At 49.4% G+C, this 20,790-nt stretch carries 20 protein-coding genes; 3 read left to right on the forward strand and 17 right to left on the reverse strand.

From position 1 onward, the window contains the following. Positions 1-44: 44 nt before the first annotated feature. The 9 genes from AAIG39_RS09840 to flhD all read right to left on the reverse strand — a co-directional run bounded on the left by AAIG39_RS09840 (position 45) and on the right by flhD (position 8,246). Complete coding sequence (locus AAIG39_RS09840; RefSeq protein WP_343193737.1) at positions 45-557, reverse strand: Csu type fimbrial protein; 513 nt, start codon at positions 555-557, stop codon at positions 45-47. 61 nt (positions 558-618) lie between these two features. Next, positions 619-1,191 carry a spore coat protein U domain-containing protein gene (locus tag AAIG39_RS09845; protein ID WP_090085798.1) on the reverse strand — a complete coding sequence of 191 codons (573 nt, stop codon included), beginning with the start codon at positions 1,189-1,191 and terminating at the stop codon, positions 619-621. Between the two features lie 460 nt (positions 1,192-1,651). After that, complete coding sequence (locus tag AAIG39_RS09850) at positions 1,652-2,218, reverse strand: Csu type fimbrial protein (RefSeq protein WP_090085797.1); 567 nt, start codon at positions 2,216-2,218, stop codon at positions 1,652-1,654. Positions 2,219-2,761: 543 nt separating this feature from the next. Then, positions 2,762-3,265, reverse strand: coding sequence for a chemotaxis protein CheW (gene cheW, locus AAIG39_RS09855; protein WP_047370941.1), 504 nt, complete (start codon positions 3,263-3,265; stop codon positions 2,762-2,764). A 23-nt stretch (positions 3,266-3,288) separates the two neighbouring features. Then, a complete protein-coding gene (cheA, locus tag AAIG39_RS09860; RefSeq protein WP_090085795.1) occupies positions 3,289-5,346 on the reverse strand; it encodes a chemotaxis protein CheA in 2,058 nt (685 codons plus the stop codon). A 4-nt stretch (positions 5,347-5,350) separates the two neighbouring features. After that, complete coding sequence (motB, locus tag AAIG39_RS09865; protein ID WP_090085793.1) at positions 5,351-6,304, reverse strand: flagellar motor protein MotB; 954 nt, start codon at positions 6,302-6,304, stop codon at positions 5,351-5,353. Then, complete coding sequence (gene motA / locus AAIG39_RS09870) at positions 6,301-7,188, reverse strand: flagellar motor stator protein MotA (RefSeq protein ID WP_047370943.1); 888 nt, start codon at positions 7,186-7,188, stop codon at positions 6,301-6,303. Before motA ends, motB begins: the two co-directional genes overlap by 4 nt. A 126-nt stretch (positions 7,189-7,314) precedes the next feature. Continuing rightward, a complete protein-coding gene (flhC, locus tag AAIG39_RS09875) occupies positions 7,315-7,893 on the reverse strand; it encodes a flagellar transcriptional regulator FlhC (RefSeq protein ID WP_039078678.1) in 579 nt (192 codons plus the stop codon). A 2-nt stretch (positions 7,894-7,895) separates the two neighbouring features. Further along, on the reverse strand, positions 7,896-8,246 hold the full coding sequence (gene flhD / locus AAIG39_RS09880; RefSeq protein WP_249572721.1) for a flagellar transcriptional regulator FlhD: 351 nt from the start codon (positions 8,244-8,246) through the stop codon (positions 7,896-7,898). A gap of 778 nt (positions 8,247-9,024) precedes the next feature. Here flhD and uspC point away from each other — a divergent pair. Further along, positions 9,025-9,450 carry a universal stress protein UspC gene (gene uspC, locus AAIG39_RS09885; protein WP_090085788.1) on the forward strand — a complete coding sequence of 142 codons (426 nt, stop codon included), beginning with the start codon at positions 9,025-9,027 and terminating at the stop codon, positions 9,448-9,450. A 29-nt stretch (positions 9,451-9,479) separates the two neighbouring features. On the opposite strand, the gene otsA is transcribed toward uspC, so the two are convergent. The 6 genes from otsA to AAIG39_RS09915 form a co-directional block, all read right to left on the reverse strand. Further along, positions 9,480-10,904, reverse strand: a complete 1,425-nt coding sequence (otsA, locus tag AAIG39_RS09890; RefSeq protein ID WP_343193738.1) for an alpha,alpha-trehalose-phosphate synthase — start codon at positions 10,902-10,904, stop codon at positions 9,480-9,482. After that, positions 10,879-11,685 (reverse strand): trehalose-phosphatase, encoded by an 807-nt coding sequence (gene otsB, locus AAIG39_RS09895; RefSeq protein WP_090085784.1) that lies wholly within the window; start codon positions 11,683-11,685, stop codon positions 10,879-10,881. The genes otsA and otsB overlap by 26 nt, the downstream gene beginning before the upstream one ends. Before the next feature lie 186 nt (positions 11,686-11,871). Then, positions 11,872-12,861 carry an L-arabinose ABC transporter permease AraH gene (araH, locus tag AAIG39_RS09900; RefSeq protein ID WP_343193739.1) on the reverse strand — a complete coding sequence of 330 codons (990 nt, stop codon included), beginning with the start codon at positions 12,859-12,861 and terminating at the stop codon, positions 11,872-11,874. A gap of 11 nt (positions 12,862-12,872) precedes the next feature. Beyond that, a complete protein-coding gene (gene araG / locus AAIG39_RS09905) occupies positions 12,873-14,387 on the reverse strand; it encodes an L-arabinose ABC transporter ATP-binding protein AraG (protein ID WP_090085780.1) in 1,515 nt (504 codons plus the stop codon). A 70-nt stretch (positions 14,388-14,457) separates the two neighbouring features. Then, positions 14,458-15,447 carry an arabinose ABC transporter substrate-binding protein gene (locus AAIG39_RS09910; protein WP_090085778.1) on the reverse strand — a complete coding sequence of 330 codons (990 nt, stop codon included), beginning with the start codon at positions 15,445-15,447 and terminating at the stop codon, positions 14,458-14,460. Between the two features lie 316 nt (positions 15,448-15,763). Further along, a complete protein-coding gene (locus AAIG39_RS09915) occupies positions 15,764-16,321 on the reverse strand; it encodes a DJ-1/PfpI family protein (protein ID WP_249572722.1) in 558 nt (185 codons plus the stop codon). 1,040 nt (positions 16,322-17,361) lie between these two features. Between AAIG39_RS09915 and AAIG39_RS09920 the strand changes: the two genes are divergently transcribed. Then, positions 17,362-18,705, forward strand: coding sequence for an anaerobic C4-dicarboxylate transporter (locus AAIG39_RS09920; RefSeq protein WP_343193740.1), 1,344 nt, complete (start codon positions 17,362-17,364; stop codon positions 18,703-18,705). Positions 18,706-18,783: 78 nt separating this feature from the next. On the opposite strand, the gene azuC is transcribed toward AAIG39_RS09920, so the two are convergent. Further along, on the reverse strand, positions 18,784-18,867 hold the full coding sequence (azuC, locus tag AAIG39_RS09925) for a stress response protein AzuC (RefSeq protein ID WP_088218881.1): 84 nt from the start codon (positions 18,865-18,867) through the stop codon (positions 18,784-18,786). A 269-nt stretch (positions 18,868-19,136) separates the two neighbouring features. After that, on the reverse strand, positions 19,137-19,775 hold the full coding sequence (locus tag AAIG39_RS09930) for an RpiB/LacA/LacB family sugar-phosphate isomerase (protein WP_090085769.1): 639 nt from the start codon (positions 19,773-19,775) through the stop codon (positions 19,137-19,139). 479 nt (positions 19,776-20,254) lie between these two features. Between AAIG39_RS09930 and yecR the strand changes: the two genes are divergently transcribed. Continuing rightward, positions 20,255-20,593 carry a YecR family lipoprotein gene (gene yecR, locus AAIG39_RS09935; protein ID WP_090085767.1) on the forward strand — a complete coding sequence of 113 codons (339 nt, stop codon included), beginning with the start codon at positions 20,255-20,257 and terminating at the stop codon, positions 20,591-20,593. Positions 20,594-20,790: the final 197 nt, after the last annotated feature.

Raw genomic sequence — 20,790 nt, forward strand, 5'->3', positions numbered from 1 at the left:
GCGCCCTTGCGGCGCCAGAGGTGACGCTCATTTCCCTTCTCCCTTTACCATGTCAATGTCACAGTCAATTGATCAGAATAAGTGCCCGCTGTGCCGAACGGGGAAAGTTGCGCGGCGCCAAAGATGCTGAGCGCGATATTATTGGCATCGCTATAGGTGACTGAAACCGACTGATTAACACCGATTTCTGTGTTTGCTGCCAGAGAGCTGCTGCGGTAGATACGATACGGAACCCGCTGTGTTCCACCGTTTAACTGCATATTGCGTACCGTTGAGTAGTACAGCCCACCGTTGATGCTCATGGTTAAGGCTACGCCCGGCGTGCAGGCGAGTGACATTGCGGCATTGGGTACAAAACTGGTGGAGATCTGTCCGCTCTCCACTGCGGTATGGGTACCAAAATCAAGCGAGCCCAGTACCCCACCAACGCCACTGGTTACAGAACATCCAGGCGTAATGGTCGCACCAACGGTAAATGTTTGTTGCGTCACCGTGACGGCAAGTGCAGCCTCTGGCAGTACAATAAGGCTCAGCAACAGTCCAAAAATGGCGCGCAATATCCCGCGACTTCTCGCAAGAGAAGCGCACTTTCCTTCTGGCGGCATCATTATGATGACGCTAGTAAGTCACGCTCACGTTCAGGGTGTCCGTATAGGTACCCGGCAATACCGTTACGCTATTACCCCCACCCGTAATTCGCCCGTACAACGTATAAGAATCCACTCCACCGCTGGTAGAGGTTCGCGGGATGGCGGCACCGTTAACGATCTCATTACTGAATGCGCTGTCGCTAAAGACACTGTACGCCACCCCTTGCGTGTTCGTTGGCGTTGCGGAACGTAAATACCGCGCCACTGTACCCGGCGTCCCCACCGTGGTGCCTGGTGTTGCTGTATTGGTGTTGCCGGTTATCTGGACGGTATAGCTGGCGGTCGTGCATTGGATGGTGAACGAACTGCCACCAGCCCCTGTGTTAGAAAGCTGAGTGGTTAATTGAGAAAATGTGGCGGGTTGGGTACCAAAGTCCAGTGTACCGAAGTTGATACCACTTTGAGAGGGAGATCCATTAATTAAGCATCCGTTTGATAATGTCAACGTCGCACCAATAATACCGTTACTGGTAACCGCGCCGGCATTATTTACCGACATTGCCACCAATCCAGTTAACAGGATAAGGCGTATGTTCTTCATATTATATCTCCGGAAAAGACAGGCATTATTCCAAAATAAAAAACAAGGTCATTGAAAACGGATGCTTGTAATTCAAAAGTAGTAATAACAGAAATTTAGTTGATCTACGGAGCTTCAACCACTGAATATAGCCAACCATATCAACGGTTGTATTGACATATATTTCAATTAAATTTCAGACAGTTAAGTATACTTAAGCGCAACGGAGCAGAGGTCGGAAAAGGATATATCAGCAATATTGTGACGAATTTCACAATATATAGTATAGCGAATATACAGCATTAGCATATTTAAAATGGTGATTCAGTGTCGATGAAGCATCAGCAATTAAGCAATGCTTAAACTTTAAAAAATAAGATTACCTTTTATTAACTGTATTCGGGCATTAAGCATTTTCACAAAATAAAACCCGCAGAAAATGCGGGCATAAAAATAACGAGATGATTTAAACAAGCGAAATTCAATAATTCACACTGACATAAATAGTATCTGTATAGTTACCCGGCGCAATTCCGCTATTTTTACCGTCACCCCGAATGCGGCCATACAGCGTGTAGTAGTCCACGCCGTCAACTGTCGACAGGCGGGGGAGTTGCGTGTTATTAGCAATCTCACTGGTAAAACTACTGTCGCTATAAAGACTGTAGGCAACACCCTGCGTACTGTTATTAGCGCTTCGCAGATAGCGTGCCGTAGTGCCGGGGATCCCGACAAGTGACGTGGGTGCAGCGGTGTTGGCATTACCGGTTATCTGTACGCTGTAGCTATTGGTGGTGCACTGGATCCCAAATGCATTACCGCCCGGCCCGCTGTTCGACAGTTGAGTGGAGAGATCGGAAAACGTGGCTGAATGGTCGCCAAAATTGAGCGTACCGAAGGAAATACCGTTCTGGCTGGCGGAACCATTAACCAGGCAGCCATTTGTCAGCGTCAGGGATACGCCAATGGTGCCATTGCTGCTTGCCGAGCCCTTAACGGGTAACGCCAGCGGCAGCAGGCAGGCCAATATAAACAGGTATTTTTTCATAGTACAGTTCCGGAAATAGCGCAGGTTATTTATCACGCAGTCACGATTTAAAAATCGCACTTCCATCACTGCATAACGCCGGCATTATTAAAATGCGTATCACTTATAATTACAGAAATTGTAAATATCGAAGTTATTCAATGAATTATTGATTATTACTTAGCAGCCAAGCAATAAGTTAGATTCGAAATAATTCAGTTGCGTAACTGATTTCTATAATATAGTAACTTAAGCCGGAAGAAAACATTATTTACATACGCTAAAACAAATCCAGAGTTATACTGCCCGTGGTCTCCTTTAAAGAAAACCCTGTGTGTATAAGGCGTCTTTATCTGGTAAATATATAATGTACCGTAAGTACCAATACGCTACCTAACGGTCACCCTCATTACTTATCGTCATCTATTTTTTAGCGCCGCAATATTAACGGTGATAAATACTCGAAACAGGACAGATAAATATAAAGAGACAAGAAGCGCGCATAAACGGCAGGAAGGGAAATAAACCCCCACGCAATGACGCAGGGGTTTATGGAGGTGGAAATTACGCGACGTGGGTAGCCGCGATATCCAGAAGAGCCATTTCTTCGCTGTTCAGCAGTTTTTCGATATTCACCAGAATCAGCATACGCTCACCGAGCGCGCCAAGACCTGTCAGGTATTCAGTGGACAGAGTAACCGCGAATTCCGGCGCCGGGCGGATTTGATCAGCCGCCAGCGACAGCACGTCAGAGACACCATCGACAACAATCCCCACCACACGCTGACCAAAGTTCAGTACGATGACCACCGTGTTATCGTTGTATTCAACTTCGCCCTGGCTGAATTTCACGCGCAGGTCGACGATAGGAACGATAACGCCGCGTAAGTTAGTGACTCCCTTAATAAAGTCAGGGGTATTGGCGATACGGGTGACCTGATCATAGCCACGAATTTCCTGCACTTTCAGAATATCGATACCGTATTCTTCATCGCCCAGGGTAAATACCAGGAATTCCTGGCCCGATGGCTCGCCAGCCAGTTTTGTTACATTGCTCATACCGGTCATGTTTTTACCTTCTTTTAACTCAGTCAGGCGGCAGTGTGCGCCACACGTTGTTCACGGTTTAATCCCTGTAGTGCCGAAACGTCAACAATCAGCGCAACGCTACCATCCCCAAGGATAGTTGCCGCGGAAATTCCCGGCACTTTGCGGTAATTGCTTTCAAGGTTTTTCACTACTACCTGATGCTGACCAATCAGCTGATCGACCAGCAATGCATAGCGACGGCCTGCGCTTTGCAGGATAACGACAATCCCCTGCGTAGCTTCGGTTTTCGCGCCATTAACATCAAATACTTTCCACAACTCTACCAGCGGCAGGTACTCGCCGCGTACTTCAAGTACACGCTCACCACCAGCCAGTGGGTGCAAATCTTCTTCGCGAGGTTGCAGCGACTCCATCACCGCGTTCAGCGGCAGGATGAAGACTTCATCGCTCACTTTAACGGACATGCCGTCAAGGATTGCCAGCGTCAACGGCAGGAGAATGCGAATCGTCGTACCTGCACCCTGACGTGATTTGATCTCAACGTGCCCGCCCATCTCCTGGATGTTACGTTTCACCACATCCATGCCTACACCACGCCCTGAGACATCGGTTACCTGCTCAGCGGTAGAGAAGCCTGGTGCGAAGATCAACATGCCGACCTCTTCGTCGCTCATGTTTTCGTGGACCGGCATGCCCTGCGATATGGCTTTTGCCAGGATACGCTCACGGTTGAGGCCCGCACCATCATCGGTAACTTCAATGCAGATATTGCCACCCTGATGTTCAGCGGAAAGGATCAGGTTGCCGACCGGCGATTTGCCTGCTGCAACGCGTTTTTCCGGAACTTCGATCCCATGGTCAAGGCTGTTACGCACCAGGTGCGTTAACGGGTCAATGATGCGTTCAATCAGACTCTTATCCAGTTCTGTCGAGCTACCTTGCAGCGTCAGTTCAACCTGCTTATCCAGCTTGCTCGCCAGATCACGCACCAGACGCGGGAAGCGGCTGAATACGTATTCCATCGGCATCATACGGATAGACATTACCGATTCTTGCAGATCGCGTGCGTTACGCTGCAACTGCGTCATACTGGTAATAAGGTCGCCGTGGGTGACCGGGTCCAGTTCGTTTGAACGCTGAGCCAGCATCGACTGAGTAATAACCAGCTCGCCGACGAGGTTAATCAGTTGGTCAACTTTTTCTACCGCAACACGGATACTGGTTGACTCACTGGCGCGTGCCGGTTTTTCACGGCCTGCGGGTTGCTCTTTGGCGACCGCTTTCAGTGCCGGGGCGGGAGCCGCCTGGACAACCGGAGCCGGAGCTGCTGTCGGTGCGGCTTCTTCAACGGCATCGACCGGTGCGCTTTCCGCAGGGGCGGCTTCCACAGGTACGCTGGCGTTTTCAAAGGCAATCTGATCTGCTTCTATAACGAAGCACAGCACCGCAATGATATCTTCCTGGCTTACGCCGCCGTCCAGCGTGACGCTTAAGGTATCGGTCCCTTTAACAACGTCAGTAAGCGTGCCGAGGTTACCCAGCTCTTCTTCCAGAAGGCTGACTTCGTTCTCTTTTAGACGCGACAGCACAATACGCAGCTTTCCGTCATCGGCGGCGGTCGCCGGAGCGGCAGCCTCTGCCTCCTGTACGGCGCTTTCAACAACGGACAATTTGGCGCTATTGGTTGCGGCCGGAACAGCTTGCCCTTTGGCTTCCAACGCTAACTGACGCAACGCATTGCAGATATATTCAAAGCTGGCGGCATCCGGCTCCGAAGAGCTTTTATAGGCATCGAGCTGTTCCTGCATAATATCTTTGGTTTCCAAAAACAGGTTAATGATGTCAGTGTTGAGCTGCATTTCCCCACGGCGGGCTTCATCAAGCAGGTTTTCCATCAGGTGCGTGGTTTCCTGCAAAATGGTGAAGCCAAACGTGCCCGCACCGCCTTTAATAGAGTGGGCGGCACGAAAGATGGCATTGAGTTGTTCAGAGTCCGGCGCTTCTGGCACCAGATCTAACAAATGCTGCTCCATGTCGGCCAACAACTCGTCAGCTTCATCAAAGAACGTCTGATAAAAATCGCTAATATCCATGCTCACGCAATCACCTCGACTCGGGTTGTGGCGATGTTGTAACTGCCGCCGCAGGCTCGGATGCTGGCGCTGGCGCCGCTTCTGCCTCCGGCTGTGTAATGACGCTTATTGGCACATTCTGGCTTTCGGCGTTTTCATGCAGAATGGCTTCTTCTGCTTGTTTGTTTAGCACCAACAGGCTGATACGGCGGTTGATCGCCTCATTCGGTCCGCGCTCTGCCAGCCTCATTGTGGCTGCCATGCCAATGACTCGAAGCATTTTTCCATCGTCGAGACCCCCAGCAACCAGTTCTCGTCGCGATGCGTTTGCACGATCCGCTGAAAGTTCCCAGTTGCTGTATCCTTTCTCACCGTTGGCGTAGGGATAGTCATCGGTGTGTCCGGAAATGCTAATTTTGTTCGGAATACCATTTAGTACCGGTGCTATAGCCCGCAAAATGTCACGCATATAGGGCTCCACTTCTGCTCGGCCGGTTTTAAACATCGGGCGATTCTGGCTATCGATAATCTGAATACGCAAACCTTCCTGAACAAGATCGATCTTGAGGTGCGGGCGCAGAGCACGCAATTTCGGATCGGCTTCGATCAGTTGGTCCAGATCGCCGCGCAATTTTTTCAGCCGCGCTTGCTCCATACGTTGCTTGAGATCATCAATGTTCGGCTGTTTTTTAACTTCACCCTGCTGCTGTGTGTAGTCATCGCCACCGCCCGGAATAGGACTGTCGCTATTCGAAATTCTTGGTCCACCCGTTACTGCTGTTGCAAGGGGTGTACGAAAGTATTCGGCAATCTGAATCAGTTCTTTAGGGCTAGAAATTGAGATAAGCCACATAACCAGGAAAAAAGCCATCATCGCCGTCATAAAGTCGGCATAGGCAATCTTCCAGGAGCCGTGTGCTCCCCCGCCATGTCCTTTATGTTTCTTGCGTCTTACGACGACGATAGGATGGGACTGATTTTTCATGCGTCCTCAGTCGTTGTCTGTTGGTTAGGGTTTCTTACCGCGCGCACGTGTTCATCGAGTTCGACAAACGACGGACGTTCGGTTGAGTACAGCGTTTTACGCCCAAACTCGACGGCAATTGGCGGCGCGTAGCCGTTCAGATTCGACAACAGAGTTATCTTGACGCACTGCATCATTTTGGTGGTTTCGGCGCTTTTCTGACGCAACACGCTGGCCAGTGGAGAGATAAAGCCGTACGCCAACAAAATACCAAGGAAGGTTCCCACCATCGCGTGGGCAATTAGCGCACCAAGCTCCGCTGCCGGGCGATCCGCTGAGGCCAGTGCGTGAACCACGCCCATAACCGCCGCAACGATACCAAATGCGGGCAATGAGTCCCCGACCGCCGCCAGGGCGTTTGCCGGAACTTCCGCTTCGCTTTCGTGGGTTTCGATCTCTTCGTCCATCAGCGCTTCAATTTCGAAGGTGTTCATATTGCCGCTGATGATAAGGCGCAGATAATCAACAATAAATTCGAGCATGGTGGCATCGGCGATGATGCGCGGGTAGCTGGCAAAAATCTCGCTCTCTTTCGGGTTTTCAATATCCCGTTCGAGGGAGAACATCCCCTGCTGGCGGGACTTCGCCATCAGGCGATAGAGCAGCGCCAGCAAATCCATGTACATACTTTTTGTATATTTGGAGCGGCGAAACAGCAAAGGTAACGCCTTGATGGTGCCCTTGATGGCTTTACCATTGTTGCCGACGATAAACGCACCGATGCCAGCGCCACCAATGATGATAAGCTCGGACGGTTGATAAAGTGCGCCAAGGTGCCCGCCGGTCATCATATACCCGCCAAGGACAGCACCCACAACCACTATGTAACCTAATACGATAAGCACGACATCATCCTTCCGCTAATGACTATGGCAAGGAAGACAAATCGCAGGGTTTTGACGAATGGCAGGGAAAAAAAAAGCAGCGGTATAACTTCACCGCTGCTGGAGTTTGTCCCACACCTTATTCGGTCAAACAGCCTGATCGATCTGTTCTTCCAGCAGTTGTGGAATAATATCGGCAGCATCCCGGGAAAGTTTACGTCTTTTTACCGCACGAGAAGGCGGCTGGCATAAACTACAGGCGAAACTGCCAACAGGCTGATGCGCGTGGGTGATAAAGTTACCACCACAGCAGTTACAGCGAGACAACTCCAGCATTCCGCTTTCCACGAAACGTACCAAAGTCCAGGCACGAGTCAGAGCCAGCAGTGGCCCTTCCTCAGGCTGAGGGCATTGTTCGAGATAGAGTCGATAAGCTTTGATTACTGCATCAACGCCGCTGCATAACCCGGTTTTTAGTAAGAATTGCCAGGCATTACAGAACATTGAAGCATGAATATTTTGCTCCCACGTCATAAACCAGTCGGTGGAGAATGGCAGCATACCTTTCGGCGGCGGGCTACCACGCAGCTCTTTATAAAGCTTGATGAGACGACCACGGCTCAGTTGCGTCTCACTCTCCAGCATTTGCAAACGTGCGCCCAGCGTGATCAGTTCCATTGCTAACTGAATGTCGCGGGCTTCCTGAACAATACTTTTCTCGCTCATGATTACGCCCTTTTCTTCCGGGCTGGTTCACCTGACTGGCTGGATTCATTCAACAGGCGAGTAGAGAGCAGAATGCCGGTATGGATTTGCTGTAAATCATCCACACGTGATTCCTGAGTCAGACGCGTAATAGTCTGATGATTGTCAAAACGGAACTGACAAATGACTTGATTCGTTTCAGCGAGCTTAACCATCTGCGGAAGTGTTAACTCCCCCAGCGTGTTAGCCATTTCTTCGTTAACGCCTAAGCGGAACATGGCGGACGCTTTGTCCTGACTAATTAAACGCTGAGCAAGGAGCAGATATGACAGATTGATGTCATAAATGTGTTTCAGCAACTCGGATGTATGCATTTTTCCCATCCCGAATAACCAACTTGTATCTTATGCGGATAAACCGCACCCCGTGATGTCGCCGGGAAAAACCCGGTATAAAAAGAAAGGCTAAATGCATAACAGACTTAGGATCTCGTGCGGCAGGTCTCTCGCTCAAATGTTTTTACCTTGCCACACTCTTAATCATTTCTTACAAAGAACTAAGATTTTTCCTAATTCGACGCAACTGTACTCGTAGGTGCAGAGACATACAATGTGACCAGAGTGAAATTTTGGAAAAAATGTGATCCACGTCACATAATTTACGCATTTCCTGGTAAGAAATCTATCAGTCCTGCTTCTGAATTGATTATTTTTTGTTCTAACAACACATTTTTCTATTCTTTTAATGCGAATACTCATTCATATGACATATCAAAATGCGGCACAGTGGTCAGATGTGTACTATCTTTACGCGTTTAAAATAGGCGATACGTTTCTAATAAAGAGACAATAATAAATATCCATATAAAACAACAAATTAGAAATACAGCATCGCTTATTAATTGCCGTGCGGGATCATTTTAAATTTGTTAATCAAGACGATTAATAATTTAAAGATTTAACTTTAAATTCTTAAAATTTCACTTAAGCGCTTAATTATAATTAAGATGGTTAAACTTCATGCTGTCCATTTCATAAGTTTAATTAATGAATATTTATGACTTTCTTCACAAGTTTGCCATAATCGTCTATTGCTACGTTGGCGCAAACGGAGTAATGGTGATATGTGAACCTCATAGATAAGGAGCCAGTCATGGGTTACACACATCTGTTGGTTGCGGTATCGGCCTCTCCGGAAAGCCACGCGCTGGTGGCAAAAGCGGTGTCAATAGCACGTCCGTTTCAGTCCCGCTTAACTCTCATCACACTAACGTCCGATCCCGAAATGTATAATCAGCTTGCAGCGCCGATGATGGAAAACGTGCGTGAAATTCTGCAGGAAGAGACACAGCAATTTATGGACGAACTGGTAAGCCGTGCTGATTACCCCATTGAACAGGTAATTATGACCTCCGGTGAGCTCAGCGAGCACGTCCTGCATACTTGCCGTACACAAGGTGTAGACCTGGTTATCTGTGGGAATCACAATCAGAGTTTCTTTGCGCGAGCAGCCTGCTCCGCTAAAGCGATAGTCGGTTCGTGTAAAGTGGATGTCTTGCTGGTGCCCTTGAGCGAATAACCCCTCCCGCGCTGCGGAAGGGGCTATGGTCAGGCCATTTTCGGGAAAGTCGCCACTTTGTTTTGTAGGCTACTTTGTGCGCTACGTGGCGTGATGAGCTTTAAATCGCTGATAAACCTTTCTTGCCAGTGGTTGATGTCATTTTGCTCAATCACCTTAAGCATTTCTGCATGGCGCGCAATACGCTCTGCCAGCGGCATCGTCAATGCCCTGTCCATTGCGGCGGCCACATCATCCTGGTCGTAGGGGTTCACAATCAGTGCCGAGGTTAGCTCGTTGGCCGCACCGGCAAACTGCGAGAGCACCAGTACGCCCGGATTCGCAGGATCCTGCGCGGCGACATACTCTTTCGCAACCAGATTCATCCCGTCACGCAATGGTGTCACCAGCCCGACTTCCGCATATCTGAAGACCTTCATTAACACTTTGCGATCAAAGTGCTGGTTCAGATAGTAGAGCGGCGTCCATCCAAGCTGGCCATACTTCCCGTTAATGCGCCCTGCTTCCGTTTCCAGTTGATGACGAATGTCCTGATAAGCCTGTACCTCACCACGTGAGGTCGGCGCAATCTGCGTATAGCGAATCTTGCCGTGGTGCTGAGGATACTTCTCCAGCAATGTTTCATAGGCAAGGAAACGTTCCGGCAACCCCTTGGAGTAATCCAGACGCTCTACGGAGAAGATGTTCTTCACGTTTTTCAGCTCATTTTTGATCTGAGCCAGTTTGGGGGGCAGTGGCCCCGAAGCCTGCCGGGCAATCTCTTTCGGTTCGATACCGATAGGGTAAACCTCGGTCTGGAACGTTTTACCCCATGCGCTGTGGTGCTTACCGCCTCGTGTTGTCAGTCGCGTTTGCATAGACAGGCAGTCAAGAAACGCCAGACGATCACTCTCGGTCTGGAAGCCCAGCAGATCGTAGTCGCACAACTGCTCAAGTAGCTCAGCATTCGGCGGTAGCGCGTTGAAGATTTCCGGCGTTGGGAAAGGAATATGCAGGAAAAAACCAATACGGTTGTTCACACCGCGCTTGCGTAACTCACTGGCAAAAGGCAGCAGATGGTAATCATGGATCCACAGAATGTCGTCATCTTCGACCAGCGGTAATAATTTATCCGCCAGCAGAGAATTTACCCGCTGATACCCCTCCCACGCCTCGCGCTGGAATTTCACCAGGTCCAGGCGGTAATGGAAAGCGGGCCATAACACGGCGTTGGAAAATTGAGAATAATATTGATCGTAATTCTCTTCGCTGAGGTTAAAGGAAGCCCATGTAATATTTCCGCGGGAGACCTTTTTAAGCGGTGCATCCTCATCACCAATTTCTCCACTCCAGCCGAACCACAATCCGCCCGTGGCTTTTAATGCTCCCAGAATCCCTACGGCCAGCCCGCCTGCGCTGGTCTTTTTATCATCAGGCGGAGCAATGCGATTAGATACTACGACTAAGCGACTCATAGCCATCTCTCCTGTTTGTTAGCGCCTTTTTTTCTTTTTCTTGATGGTCAGTTATACGTTTAAGCCACTGATGAACGTCATTCACGCAACCCAGACGCCATTGCGCCTGAGTTGCACCAGCCCCTACTTTCACTGAAATACCTGATCTCGCATTCACGACTTCAAAGCCGTGCTCATCCGTCAGATCATCACCAATAAATATCGGTTTTCTGCCCTTAAACGGCGATTCCTGTAAAAACGCGTCGATAGCGGCACCCTTGTTGATGCCAGACGGCTTAAGTTCAATGACACATTTACCTGGCTGCATCGCCAGTTGTCCCCAGGTCTCCACCATTTTGCGCGCCAGTGCAAAGATTGCCTCTTCATGCTCCGGTGCCTGCCGATAATGCAGAGCGAACGCCATCCCCTTGGTTTCCAGCTCGGCGCCTTTAAGCGCTGCCATCCCCGTGTTCAGTGCCTGTTCCAGTGGCTCGATGATCTCTTCTGGCAATGTGACCCGATGTATTTGACCATTGATATCGCGACGCTCCGCCCCATGAACCCCAGCCAGGGGAAAACGGTAAGGTCTGGCAAGCTCGTCCAGCTCTGCCATTGAGCGCCCTGAAATCAATGCCACCGCGCCATCATTCATTTCAGCAAGGCGTGCGAGCCGTCTGAGAACATCCGGCGGTACAAAAACCTGGTCAGGGTGAGGTTTGATATCGGCGAGGGTTCCGTCAAGATCGAAGAAAAAAGCAAAATTCCCGGAAAAGACAGGCGGTTCAGATAACAGGTCAGCCACCCTGGTTTCCTCCTTAATGGTCAACGGTGAAAGGTCTCGTTCGATAACCTTTCATTATCATTAGCCATGTAAGTATAGACAGTGTGACGCTGCTCGCCATTTTATACATAACCCATCAACCATTCTGGCGGTTGATGGGTTACTGGAAGTATGCTTAAAGATCAAGCATCAGAGTGATGTAGGGGGTTAAACCGTCCGTTTAGCCTTTTGTTTGTAGCGGTCAAAAATCACCGCCGCCAGCAAGATCAAACCACGCACCACATACTGGGCAAACGGCGAGATGTTCAGCAGGTTCATCGCGTTCTCTACGGTTCCGAGAATCAGGATCCCGGCGACCACGTAGGAGATCTTGCCGATGCCGCCTTTGAGCGATACCCCACCTAATACGCAGGCTGAAATGACAATCAGCTCATATCCGATAGACGTCATCGGCTGGCCGCTTGTCATGCGCGAGGCGAGGATAATCCCGGCCGCTGCGGATACCAGCCCGGACAGAACAAAGATAATGATCTTCGTGCGAACCACGGGAACGCCTGCCAGACGAGCCGCTTCTTCATTACCGCCAATCGCCAGCGTGTTTCGACCGAACGTCGTTTTATTTAACAGGAAGCCAAAAATGATCAGGCACGCGACAGTCAGCCAGATCGGCGCAGGCAGCCCCAGCCAGTTGGCATAACCGAGGGTAAAGAAGCTCTCGTCTTCAATACCGACCGCTTTACCATCAGAAATGATATAAGCCAGCCCGCGTACGATTTGCATCGTGGCAAGGGTCGTGATCAGGGCGTTAATTTTTAGCCTGGCGATAACAAAACCGTTAATAAACCCGCTAACCACGCCCAACATCAGGCCAGCAAATACGCCCAGCCACAGGCTACCCGACATGTTGATCACCACAGCGGTGGTGACGCCCGCACAGGCGATAACAGATGCAACTGAAAGGTCGAAGTCACCGGAGGCCAGACAGAACAACATCCCGCAGGCCACCATGCCGGACATGGAGATTGCAAGACCCAGCCCTTTCATATTCACAAACGAGGCGAAGTTCGGCACAAAGACCGCACAGCCAATAAACAGTGCGGCAAACACGACCAGCATGCCGAACTGATCCCAGATGCGGCCCAGGCTAAATTGCGATGGCGACTTCGGTGCGCCAGAAGAAGTTACAGATGACATCATATTCTCCTTGCTCAGGCGACAGCCTGGCTAACTTTAGGCATCGCGAGGCTGAGCGCTCGCTGTTCATCGGCCTGACCATGAAGCAGTTCACCGGCAATTTCACCTTCGCGCATCACCACGATACGGTCGGCGACACCAAGTACTTCCGGCAGGTCGCTGGAGGCAAACAGCACCGCGACACCGCGGGCTGCCAGCGCATAGATAACGTTATAGATTTCATGCTTGGCCCCCACATCAATCCCGCGTGTGGGTTCATCGAGCAAAATGACTTTCATCTCTTCCGATAACCAGCGTCCCAGAATGGCCTTCTGCTGATTACCCCCGGAAAGATTCATAATTAACTGATCGGCACTGGGCGTTTTGATATTCAGACTGCGAATGTGATGCTCGGCGTTCTGCGCCTCCCAGCCGTTATTGATCAAACATCCTGCATGGATAAACTTACGCCGGGCGCTGATATTGATATTCTCCTGTACGGAGTGAACAGGAATAATCCCCTCTGCTTTACGATCTTCCGGGCAGAGCATCATACCGGCGCGGATAGCATGTGACGGTTTCTGGATGTTAACCGCAGCACCGTCGATAAAGACCTGCCCTTCGGTAATGCGCGTACCGCCGAACAGACCTTTCATTAATTCGCTGCGCCCTGCTCCCACCAGACCGAACAGGCCAACAATCTCACCGCTGCGCACGGTCAGGCTAATCGGTGTGCGAACACCCGGCGCTTTTACCTGATCGAGTCGTAGCCGCTCCTCGCCATAGTCGCGCGGCTGCCAGCCGTAGATATCCCCCAGGTCGCGTCCAACCATCGCCTGAACCAGCTGGTCATGGTTAACCTGTTGCATATCCGTGAAGGTACGTACATAACGTCCATCTTTAAACACGGTGATGGCATCGCTGAGCGCGAAGATCTCTTCCATGCGGTGCGAGACATATAAAATGACGCGCCCTTCTTTACGCAGCTCGCGAATGACCCTGAACAGGTTTTCGATTTCGCGCGCCGACAGGGAACTCGTCGGTTCATCAAAGGCGATAATTTTGGCATTACGTGCCAGCGCCTTTGCGATTTCAACCATCTGCCACTGGCCGATGGAGAGATATTTGAGCGGCGTCTGTGGGTCGATATCCAGTCCCAGGTGTTTCAGTTGCAGACCCGCTTCGTAATTGAGGAGTGAGCGGTTAACGATTCCGCTTTTATGGGGTAACTGGCCGAGATAGATATTCTCCGCCACCGTCATTTCCGGTACCAGATGCAGTTCCTGGTAGATGATAGCTACACCAGCATTGAGCGCTGCCGTGGTATCGGCGAAGCTAACATCCTGTCCTTTAATTGCCAGCGTACCGGTGGTCGGCGCGTAATTGCCGCTGAGAATTTTTAACAGGGTCGACTTACCCGCGCCATTCTCCCCCATCAACGCGTGGACCTGGCCGGCATGGCAGTCAAAGCTGATATCGCTCAGGGCCTTGACGCCGGGGAACGTCTTGCCGATGCCGCGGAAGGAAAGATAAGGAGTAGAGTCTTGCATAACGTCTCCGTGAATCAGTTCAGTGTACTTCTGGCCCTCCCTCGCAAGGGAGGGCACAACCATCAGAGATTTACTTCACGCCTAACCCTTTTTTCGCCAGCTCTTCTTTGAAGTTATCGCGAGTGATCAGCACCACATCGGTAACCGCAGTGAATTTCGGCGGCTCAACACCTTTGGTGACCCAGTTGTAGAGCAGCTCGCTGGTTTTGTAGCCATGAACATCCGGGCTTGGCAGCAGAGAACCGTAGAAGCCGGTCGCCTGTGCTTTAGAGAGTTCGCTGACCGCGTCCACACCATTAATACCAATGCCGATCACATCAGCAGCTTTAAAACCCTGACCTTCGGTGGCGCGCACGCCGCCAAGGACGGTGTTATCGTTCATACCCAGCACCAGCCAGTGTTTCACTTCCGGATGCTGCACCAGCAGAGAGTTACCGGCATCAAATGCGCCGGGGATATCGTTTGATTTTGTCGGGACCTGGTAAATTTGTTTTTCCGGGAAGCCGGCAGCTTTCAGTGCATCCATTGAACCAGTGGTGCGACGACGCGCGGTATCCAGTTCATTGGCAGTAATGGCCATAACAGCGGTTGTTTTTACATCCCAGCCGCGTTTTTGCATCTCTTTGTACAACTCCTGTCCCTGACGCGCGCCGATTTCGCTGGCGGCCATCATGACCAGAGGAACGGAGGTCATCGGTTCGCCTTTCGCGTTCACGAACTGATCATCCACGGTAATGACTTTCATGTCATAACCGCGCGCTTTAGCAACAATCGCGGAACCTAATTTCGGGTCCGGCGTACAGATAACGAAGCCTTTTGCTCCGCTGGCTGCCAGGCTGTCGATAGCGTTAAGCGTTTTTTCGCCATCCGGAACGGCAATTTTAATTACCTCAAACCCTAAATCCTTGCCCGCCTTATCGGCGAATTTCCATTCAGTCTGGAACCAGGGTTCTTCTGGTTGTTTCACCAAAAAACCCAGTTTCATTGTTTCAGCAATAGCGGATTGTGACATAACGGCTGCCAGGCCAATGGCTGCTAACGCTTTAGTGAATTTGTGCATGGTTAACTCCAGCTTTGACTTTCTTTTCTGTAGGGAAAAATAACTATCGGTTCACTTAAAAGGTCATAAAACAAGGCATTAGGATCCGTACTTCCCTGGATACCTGTTCTGGCAGTAGTTTTAGCGGGAAATTGATTCTCCATAGGAGAGCAATATCACACCGCAGAATTACAGTAATTCCGTACATAAATTCAGCGGATTTAGACATAAAAATGAGGGGTTTTGTCATACAAATGAGAAAGGCACTAGCAGAATAATCCATAGCTCCAGCTCGGTTATCCTTGTCCCCGATACAAGGTGCATCGGGGTGTACAAATTACCAACGGTAATAAATGTGGTCTGCGTGATCGCGAACGGGGGCTTCATTACCCAGCAAGCGCGCCGACAGGGCGAATGCAAAATCAAAGGCGTGCCCAAGGCCTTTGCCGCTCAGCAGGTTGCGGTCTTCAACCACCGGGGCATCAACATATTCACCGTTCCGGACGCCTTGCCACAGATCGCCGGAGCAGACGTAGCGGCGGCCGTTCAGCAGATCATTGCCACCGAGCACCCTTGCTGCTGCGGAGCAAATCGGGCAAATCAGCTTATTTTGTGCATCATGATGCTTAACAAAAGCGATAACGTCCGCATTCGCGGCAAGGTTCACACTGCCCTGCGGTCCGCCCGGAAGCACGACGGCGTCGTAAAGCGTTTCCGCGCGCTCGGTCAGCGTACTATCTGCCACCATCGGAATGTTGTGATAGCTGACCACCGCCCGCGATTCCGCGCAGGCTAGCGTTTCAACCTCGATATGCAGGCGCCTCAGAATGTCGATAGTAATAATCGCTTCTGCCTCTTCGAACCCCGGCGCTAATAACACTGCCACTTTTTTCATTACATCCTCCTGATCCTGTTGTTGTAGATAATTATCCTTATCATAAATCAAAACACTGTTTCAAAATAACTCTCAAATCACATTCTTGCCGCCTGAGGCGTACCACTATTTCGTTTCCAACGATCAGGGGAACATTTTCCAGAGGAACAGAATATCTGTTTTCCTTTGCCAGAATATTTGCCCCACCTGAAAGGAGAAACGACGAGCTGTAACAGAATAAAAAACTTTCAATCCTGTGCCATAGGGGCGTAACGAACGGTAACGTAATATAGGTCAGGATATTTTTATTTCTCCGGGCTCGCTATGCAACGCAAATTGAGGTAGAGGGATATCCCAGTAATTTGCTGTTTTCATTTTATTACGGTCAAAAATTTCTTTTTAATAATATTATTATGATGAGCTGTTTAATGGGGAAAAACTGAAGACTCCTGTGAACCCTGAGTTTCATGCGGCGCCTTTTTATATCTCTCCTGGCAACAGGTCCATGAGACATCACCTGCCGGGCGTGGTGGGTGTTACTGCACATTCAGATACTAAAACGCGTGGCCCGAATGAAGCAGGTGTTCAAATATCAAGGCATCAGGGGTCTGATCGGTTAGCAAGCCAGTCACTATGCAGACAACAATGTTGTCTCTGTTGAGAATATCATCAGGCAGTTTATTGAAAACCAGGTGCTGTCCATCTGTGCGATGAAATCTCTGGCCGAAGAGATGAATGTGGCTATGCTGGATCGGATAAAAAAGTTACGCGGAATTGCAAAACAATCATCATAAATTAAAAAATGGTCACTGTACTGTTTCGTATCAATTTTTCTCGCCTGTAAATAATCGCTCATAACCCCACAGAGAATAGTCAGCAGATGTTTAATTTTTCTTCATCGGCTGCCCTGTTACTTTGCCAGGGTATGAATTAAATGTTAATAAAAGGTATATAACTTATTGCTTTTATTAAATTTGCTTAAATTGGATCTGGCTCTCATTGGGAGACGTTACAAAATGTAATGATTTATGCAATGTATTAATGTCAAGGACAGGTGAGTCATGATTACCATTGAATTTATCATAATAATTCTCTGTTTATTAATAGGGACACGTTTTGGCGGGATGGGGCTGGGTTTAATCAGCGGGATTGGCCTTTTTATCCTGAGCTTTGTATTTGGTCTGGAACCGGGCAAGCCGCCGGTTGATGTTATGCTCACGATTCTTGCCGTTATTGGTTGCGCGGCGACGCTGCAAACCGCAGGCGGTTTGAACGTGATGATGCAATTTGCGGAGCGGTTATTACGTCGCCACCCCCAGCATATTACGTTGCTGGCGCCCTTCACTACCTGGACATTAACGTTTCTTTGCGGCACCGGGCATGTGGTTTACACGATGTTTCCTATTATCGCCGACATTGCGCTTAAGAAAAATATCCGCCCGGAACGCCCGATGGCCGTAGCTTCAGTTGCCTCGCAAATGGCAATTACCGCGTCGCCAGTTTCCGTTGCCGTTGTATCGCTGGTCTCAATCCTTGGCGCGCAGCACGGTATTGGTCATGCGTGGAGCATTCTTGAAATATTGGCTGTCTCTGTTCCGGCATCGCTTTTCGGTGTAGCTATTGCGGCGCTGTGGAGTCTGCGTCGCGGTAAAGATCTGGCTGATGACAAGGAGTTTCAGGAAAAATTAAAAGATCCAAAACAGCGTGAATTCATTTACGGCAGTAGTGAAACCCTGATGAATCAGCGCTTCCCAAAAGAGGCCTACTGGTCAACATGGATCTTCTTTGCCGGCATCCTGGTCGTGGTGTTACTCGGGGCGCTCCCGCAATTGCGCCCGGCTTTTGACGTAAAAGGGAAACTCTCGCCACTTTCAATGAATCTGGTCATTCAGATGATGATGTTGATTGCTGGCGCCGTGATGCTGATGGTCTGTAAGGTCAACGCTTCCGCCATTTCAGGCGGTGCGGTATTCAAAGCGGGAATGGTGGCTATTTTCTCGGTCTTTGGTGTTGCATGGATGAGTGATACTTTTTTCCAGGCTCATTTAAACGAACTGAAAATGGCGCTGGAAGGGGTGGTGAAAAGCCATCCATGGACCTACGCTATCGTACTGTTCCTCGTTTCGAAGCTGGTAAATAGCCAGGCTGCCGCGCTTACCGCTGTTGCGCCAATGGGCCTGATGCTGGGCGTTGAACCTAAAATGTTGATCGCATTCTTCCCGGCCTCGTACGGCTATTTTGTCCTGCCGACCTACCCAAGTGACCTCGCCTGTATCGGTTTTGACCGCTCGGGTACCACGCGTATCGGCAAATTTATCATTAACCACAGCTTTATTATTCCGGGTCTGATTGGCGTCAGTTGCGCCTGCGCTGCCAGCTACATGCTGGTCTCGGCCTTCTTCTGATAAGTAAAAAGCGGCGAGAGCGCCGCTTTTTTTGTCTTTTCGGACATAAAAAACCTGCCTCGGCAGGTTTTTTTATCATCAGAACATCGCGCCCGGCGGTACATCTTTGAACGTTTTGCAGTAGGTTTCAAAAATGCTTTTCAGAATTTTGCGCAGTTTCATGTTTTGCTCCGGCGATTTGTTATGCAAGTGTTATCGGTTGATGTGCATATAATATGACCTCCATCACAAAAAGCAATATTTCCGTGATAGAAATCACGTTTTATTTTTTCAGGAAGCGTATTTTTGTTAAAAACTGGTTTCGAATCTGAAACTTACAAACTAAAATTTTTTGAGTATTTTTAAAAACTATTTAGAGAGTGCAGGAAAAAACGTGGCGGGTTACTACTGGTGGGGAAAGCAGAGGCCAGCTGAGCTGGCCCTCCGCGATATCAGGCAAGGATCTCACGCACAAAGGCTTCGATTGCTTTGTCCTGGCAGTTTTCAAAGAAACATTGCTGGAAGCGCGGGCCGGAAACGGCGGTTTTTACCAGTTCCGGATCGATGGCACGTAACGTATCAAGGTAGTTCTCTTTTACCACAGCCGCTTTCACCTGGTTGAGGATACCGGCATTACGGACCTGCGGCTCTTTGCGTTCGGGCGGATAGCCTTCACCTTTACGTCCCGTGAACGCTTTTTCAAAGATAAAGCGCACATTGAGTTCCGCTCCCCAGCCAAAACCTTTAGCAAACGGCAAAGAGAGCGCGTTGCCGTTGTTAATCTGGGCAAACAGAAAAGCATCAGCTGGATCAATACAGTAACCACAGACCACACCTGGATGAATGTTCAGCGACATCAGTGCACCCTGCCCGGTTCCACAGCCTGTCACCACAAAGTCGACCGCTTTAGCATTCAGCAGAATGCTGGCCATAATACCAAGGTGGATATAGGTCAGGTGATGATCGTTTTCGTCACTCATGCCCACGTTAAAGACCGGAAAATCTCTTTCATCCGCAACCGCTTTCAATTCTTTAAGGATGATGGCGTTTTTCCCTGCCTGGCTGTTTTCCATCATCAGTGCAATCTTCATATTCATCTCCTGGTTAATGCATCAAGTAGCCAATATGAATCAACCTTACTACCTGATAAACATACTTTCAAATTTAATGAAAAATAGTTTTAAAAAAGCAAATTGCCTTCACAGTTTTGTCTGTAAGAATCTCAATGCACTGTCGGAGGGCGCTGACCTCCTCGCTGTTCTCTCTTTTATTACGGGTAGCGTTCTTGCTCTGGCGATGTTTATGACGCGCTACAACAAAACGTCTTTATAAAGCCACTTTCACCCAGAAAGAGGCAATGCAGACATCAAGGCTGGTAGCGGCTGGCATTTCAACTTACATCTGGTGGCTTTATTTCGTCGGCAACAACACCTGTTTGCCAGAATCTATACCTCCTGGCAGACTGAGCGCCGTTGCGCGTAAAAAGGCCAGTTACGTTGGCTATTCTGCCGATTGCCCGCGTAATAAGTCGGTAAGATGCAAGAATGCCTATAAGAATCAGAGCGATTTCATGAACAAAATCCTTGTCGCCGCCTCGCTGCTACTGCTCGCCGGGTGCTCAATAACAAAAGAACCCAAAGTGAGCAATGTCGATACGACCAATGGTCTGATCCGCCTTAGTTTCAATCAGGCCATGATGCAAAACGCGCATTATGACGAATACACCACGCAGGGTACCGCCAACAAACAGTGCCAACAGATGGGTTATGCAACAGCGGTGGCCTATGGTCAGCCAATTTCGACCTGTAGCCTGATCAGTGGCTCTGTCTGCATGAATACGACTATTACTATTCAATATCAGTGCCGTGGTATGGCGCTCACCCCAACAACGGGCACCCGGACCTGGTAAAAGTTAATGCCAGTGCATTATTACTGGCATTACTTTTTATTTAAATTAAAGAATAATTATCATTTACCTGATTACTTCCCTGCAATGCGTGTTATTCCCATTCTCATTTTTAATAAAAAATATTTTTTATTTTACCTTTTGCAAATAATTAAATAACAAATTATAGTGGCCGCTTCTTACTTCTTTTATTATTTTCT

It is taken from the genome of Phytobacter palmae, from assembly GCF_039409775.1.
In the GTDB taxonomy this organism is placed as follows: domain Bacteria; phylum Pseudomonadota; class Gammaproteobacteria; order Enterobacterales; family Enterobacteriaceae; genus Phytobacter; species Phytobacter palmae.

Bases quoted from the DNA above. Each gene is read 5' to 3' on its own strand.
- uspC (WP_090085788.1), top strand. From the start codon at position 9,025: ATGGGTTACACACATCTGTTGGTTGCGGTATCGGCCTCTCCGGAAAGC.
- araH (WP_343193739.1), bottom strand. From the start codon at position 12,861: ATGATGTCATCTGTAACTTCTTCTGGCGCACCGAAGTCGCCATCGCAA.
- otsA (WP_343193738.1), bottom strand. From the start codon at position 10,904: ATGAGTCGCTTAGTCGTAGTATCTAATCGCATTGCTCCGCCTGATGAT.
- motB (WP_090085793.1), bottom strand. From the start codon at position 6,304: ATGAAAAATCAGTCCCATCCTATCGTCGTCGTAAGACGCAAGAAACAT.
- azuC (WP_088218881.1), bottom strand. From the start codon at position 18,867: ATGAAACTGCGCAAAATTCTGAAAAGCATTTTTGAAACCTACTGCAAA.
- AAIG39_RS09850 (WP_090085797.1), bottom strand. From the start codon at position 2,218: ATGAAAAAATACCTGTTTATATTGGCCTGCCTGCTGCCGCTGGCGTTA.
- AAIG39_RS09915 (WP_249572722.1), bottom strand. From the start codon at position 16,321: ATGAAAAAAGTGGCAGTGTTATTAGCGCCGGGGTTCGAAGAGGCAGAA.
- araG (WP_090085780.1), bottom strand. From the start codon at position 14,387: ATGCAAGACTCTACTCCTTATCTTTCCTTCCGCGGCATCGGCAAGACG.
- yecR (WP_090085767.1), top strand. From the start codon at position 20,255: ATGAACAAAATCCTTGTCGCCGCCTCGCTGCTACTGCTCGCCGGGTGC.
- cheW (WP_047370941.1), bottom strand. From the start codon at position 3,265: ATGACCGGTATGAGCAATGTAACAAAACTGGCTGGCGAGCCATCGGGC.
- flhD (WP_249572721.1), bottom strand. From the start codon at position 8,246: ATGCATACATCCGAGTTGCTGAAACACATTTATGACATCAATCTGTCA.
- flhC (WP_039078678.1), bottom strand. From the start codon at position 7,893: ATGAGCGAGAAAAGTATTGTTCAGGAAGCCCGCGACATTCAGTTAGCA.
- AAIG39_RS09845 (WP_090085798.1), bottom strand. From the start codon at position 1,191: ATGAAGAACATACGCCTTATCCTGTTAACTGGATTGGTGGCAATGTCG.
- AAIG39_RS09910 (WP_090085778.1), bottom strand. From the start codon at position 15,447: ATGCACAAATTCACTAAAGCGTTAGCAGCCATTGGCCTGGCAGCCGTT.
- AAIG39_RS09930 (WP_090085769.1), bottom strand. From the start codon at position 19,775: ATGAAGATTGCACTGATGATGGAAAACAGCCAGGCAGGGAAAAACGCC.
- AAIG39_RS09920 (WP_343193740.1), top strand. From the start codon at position 17,362: ATGATTACCATTGAATTTATCATAATAATTCTCTGTTTATTAATAGGG.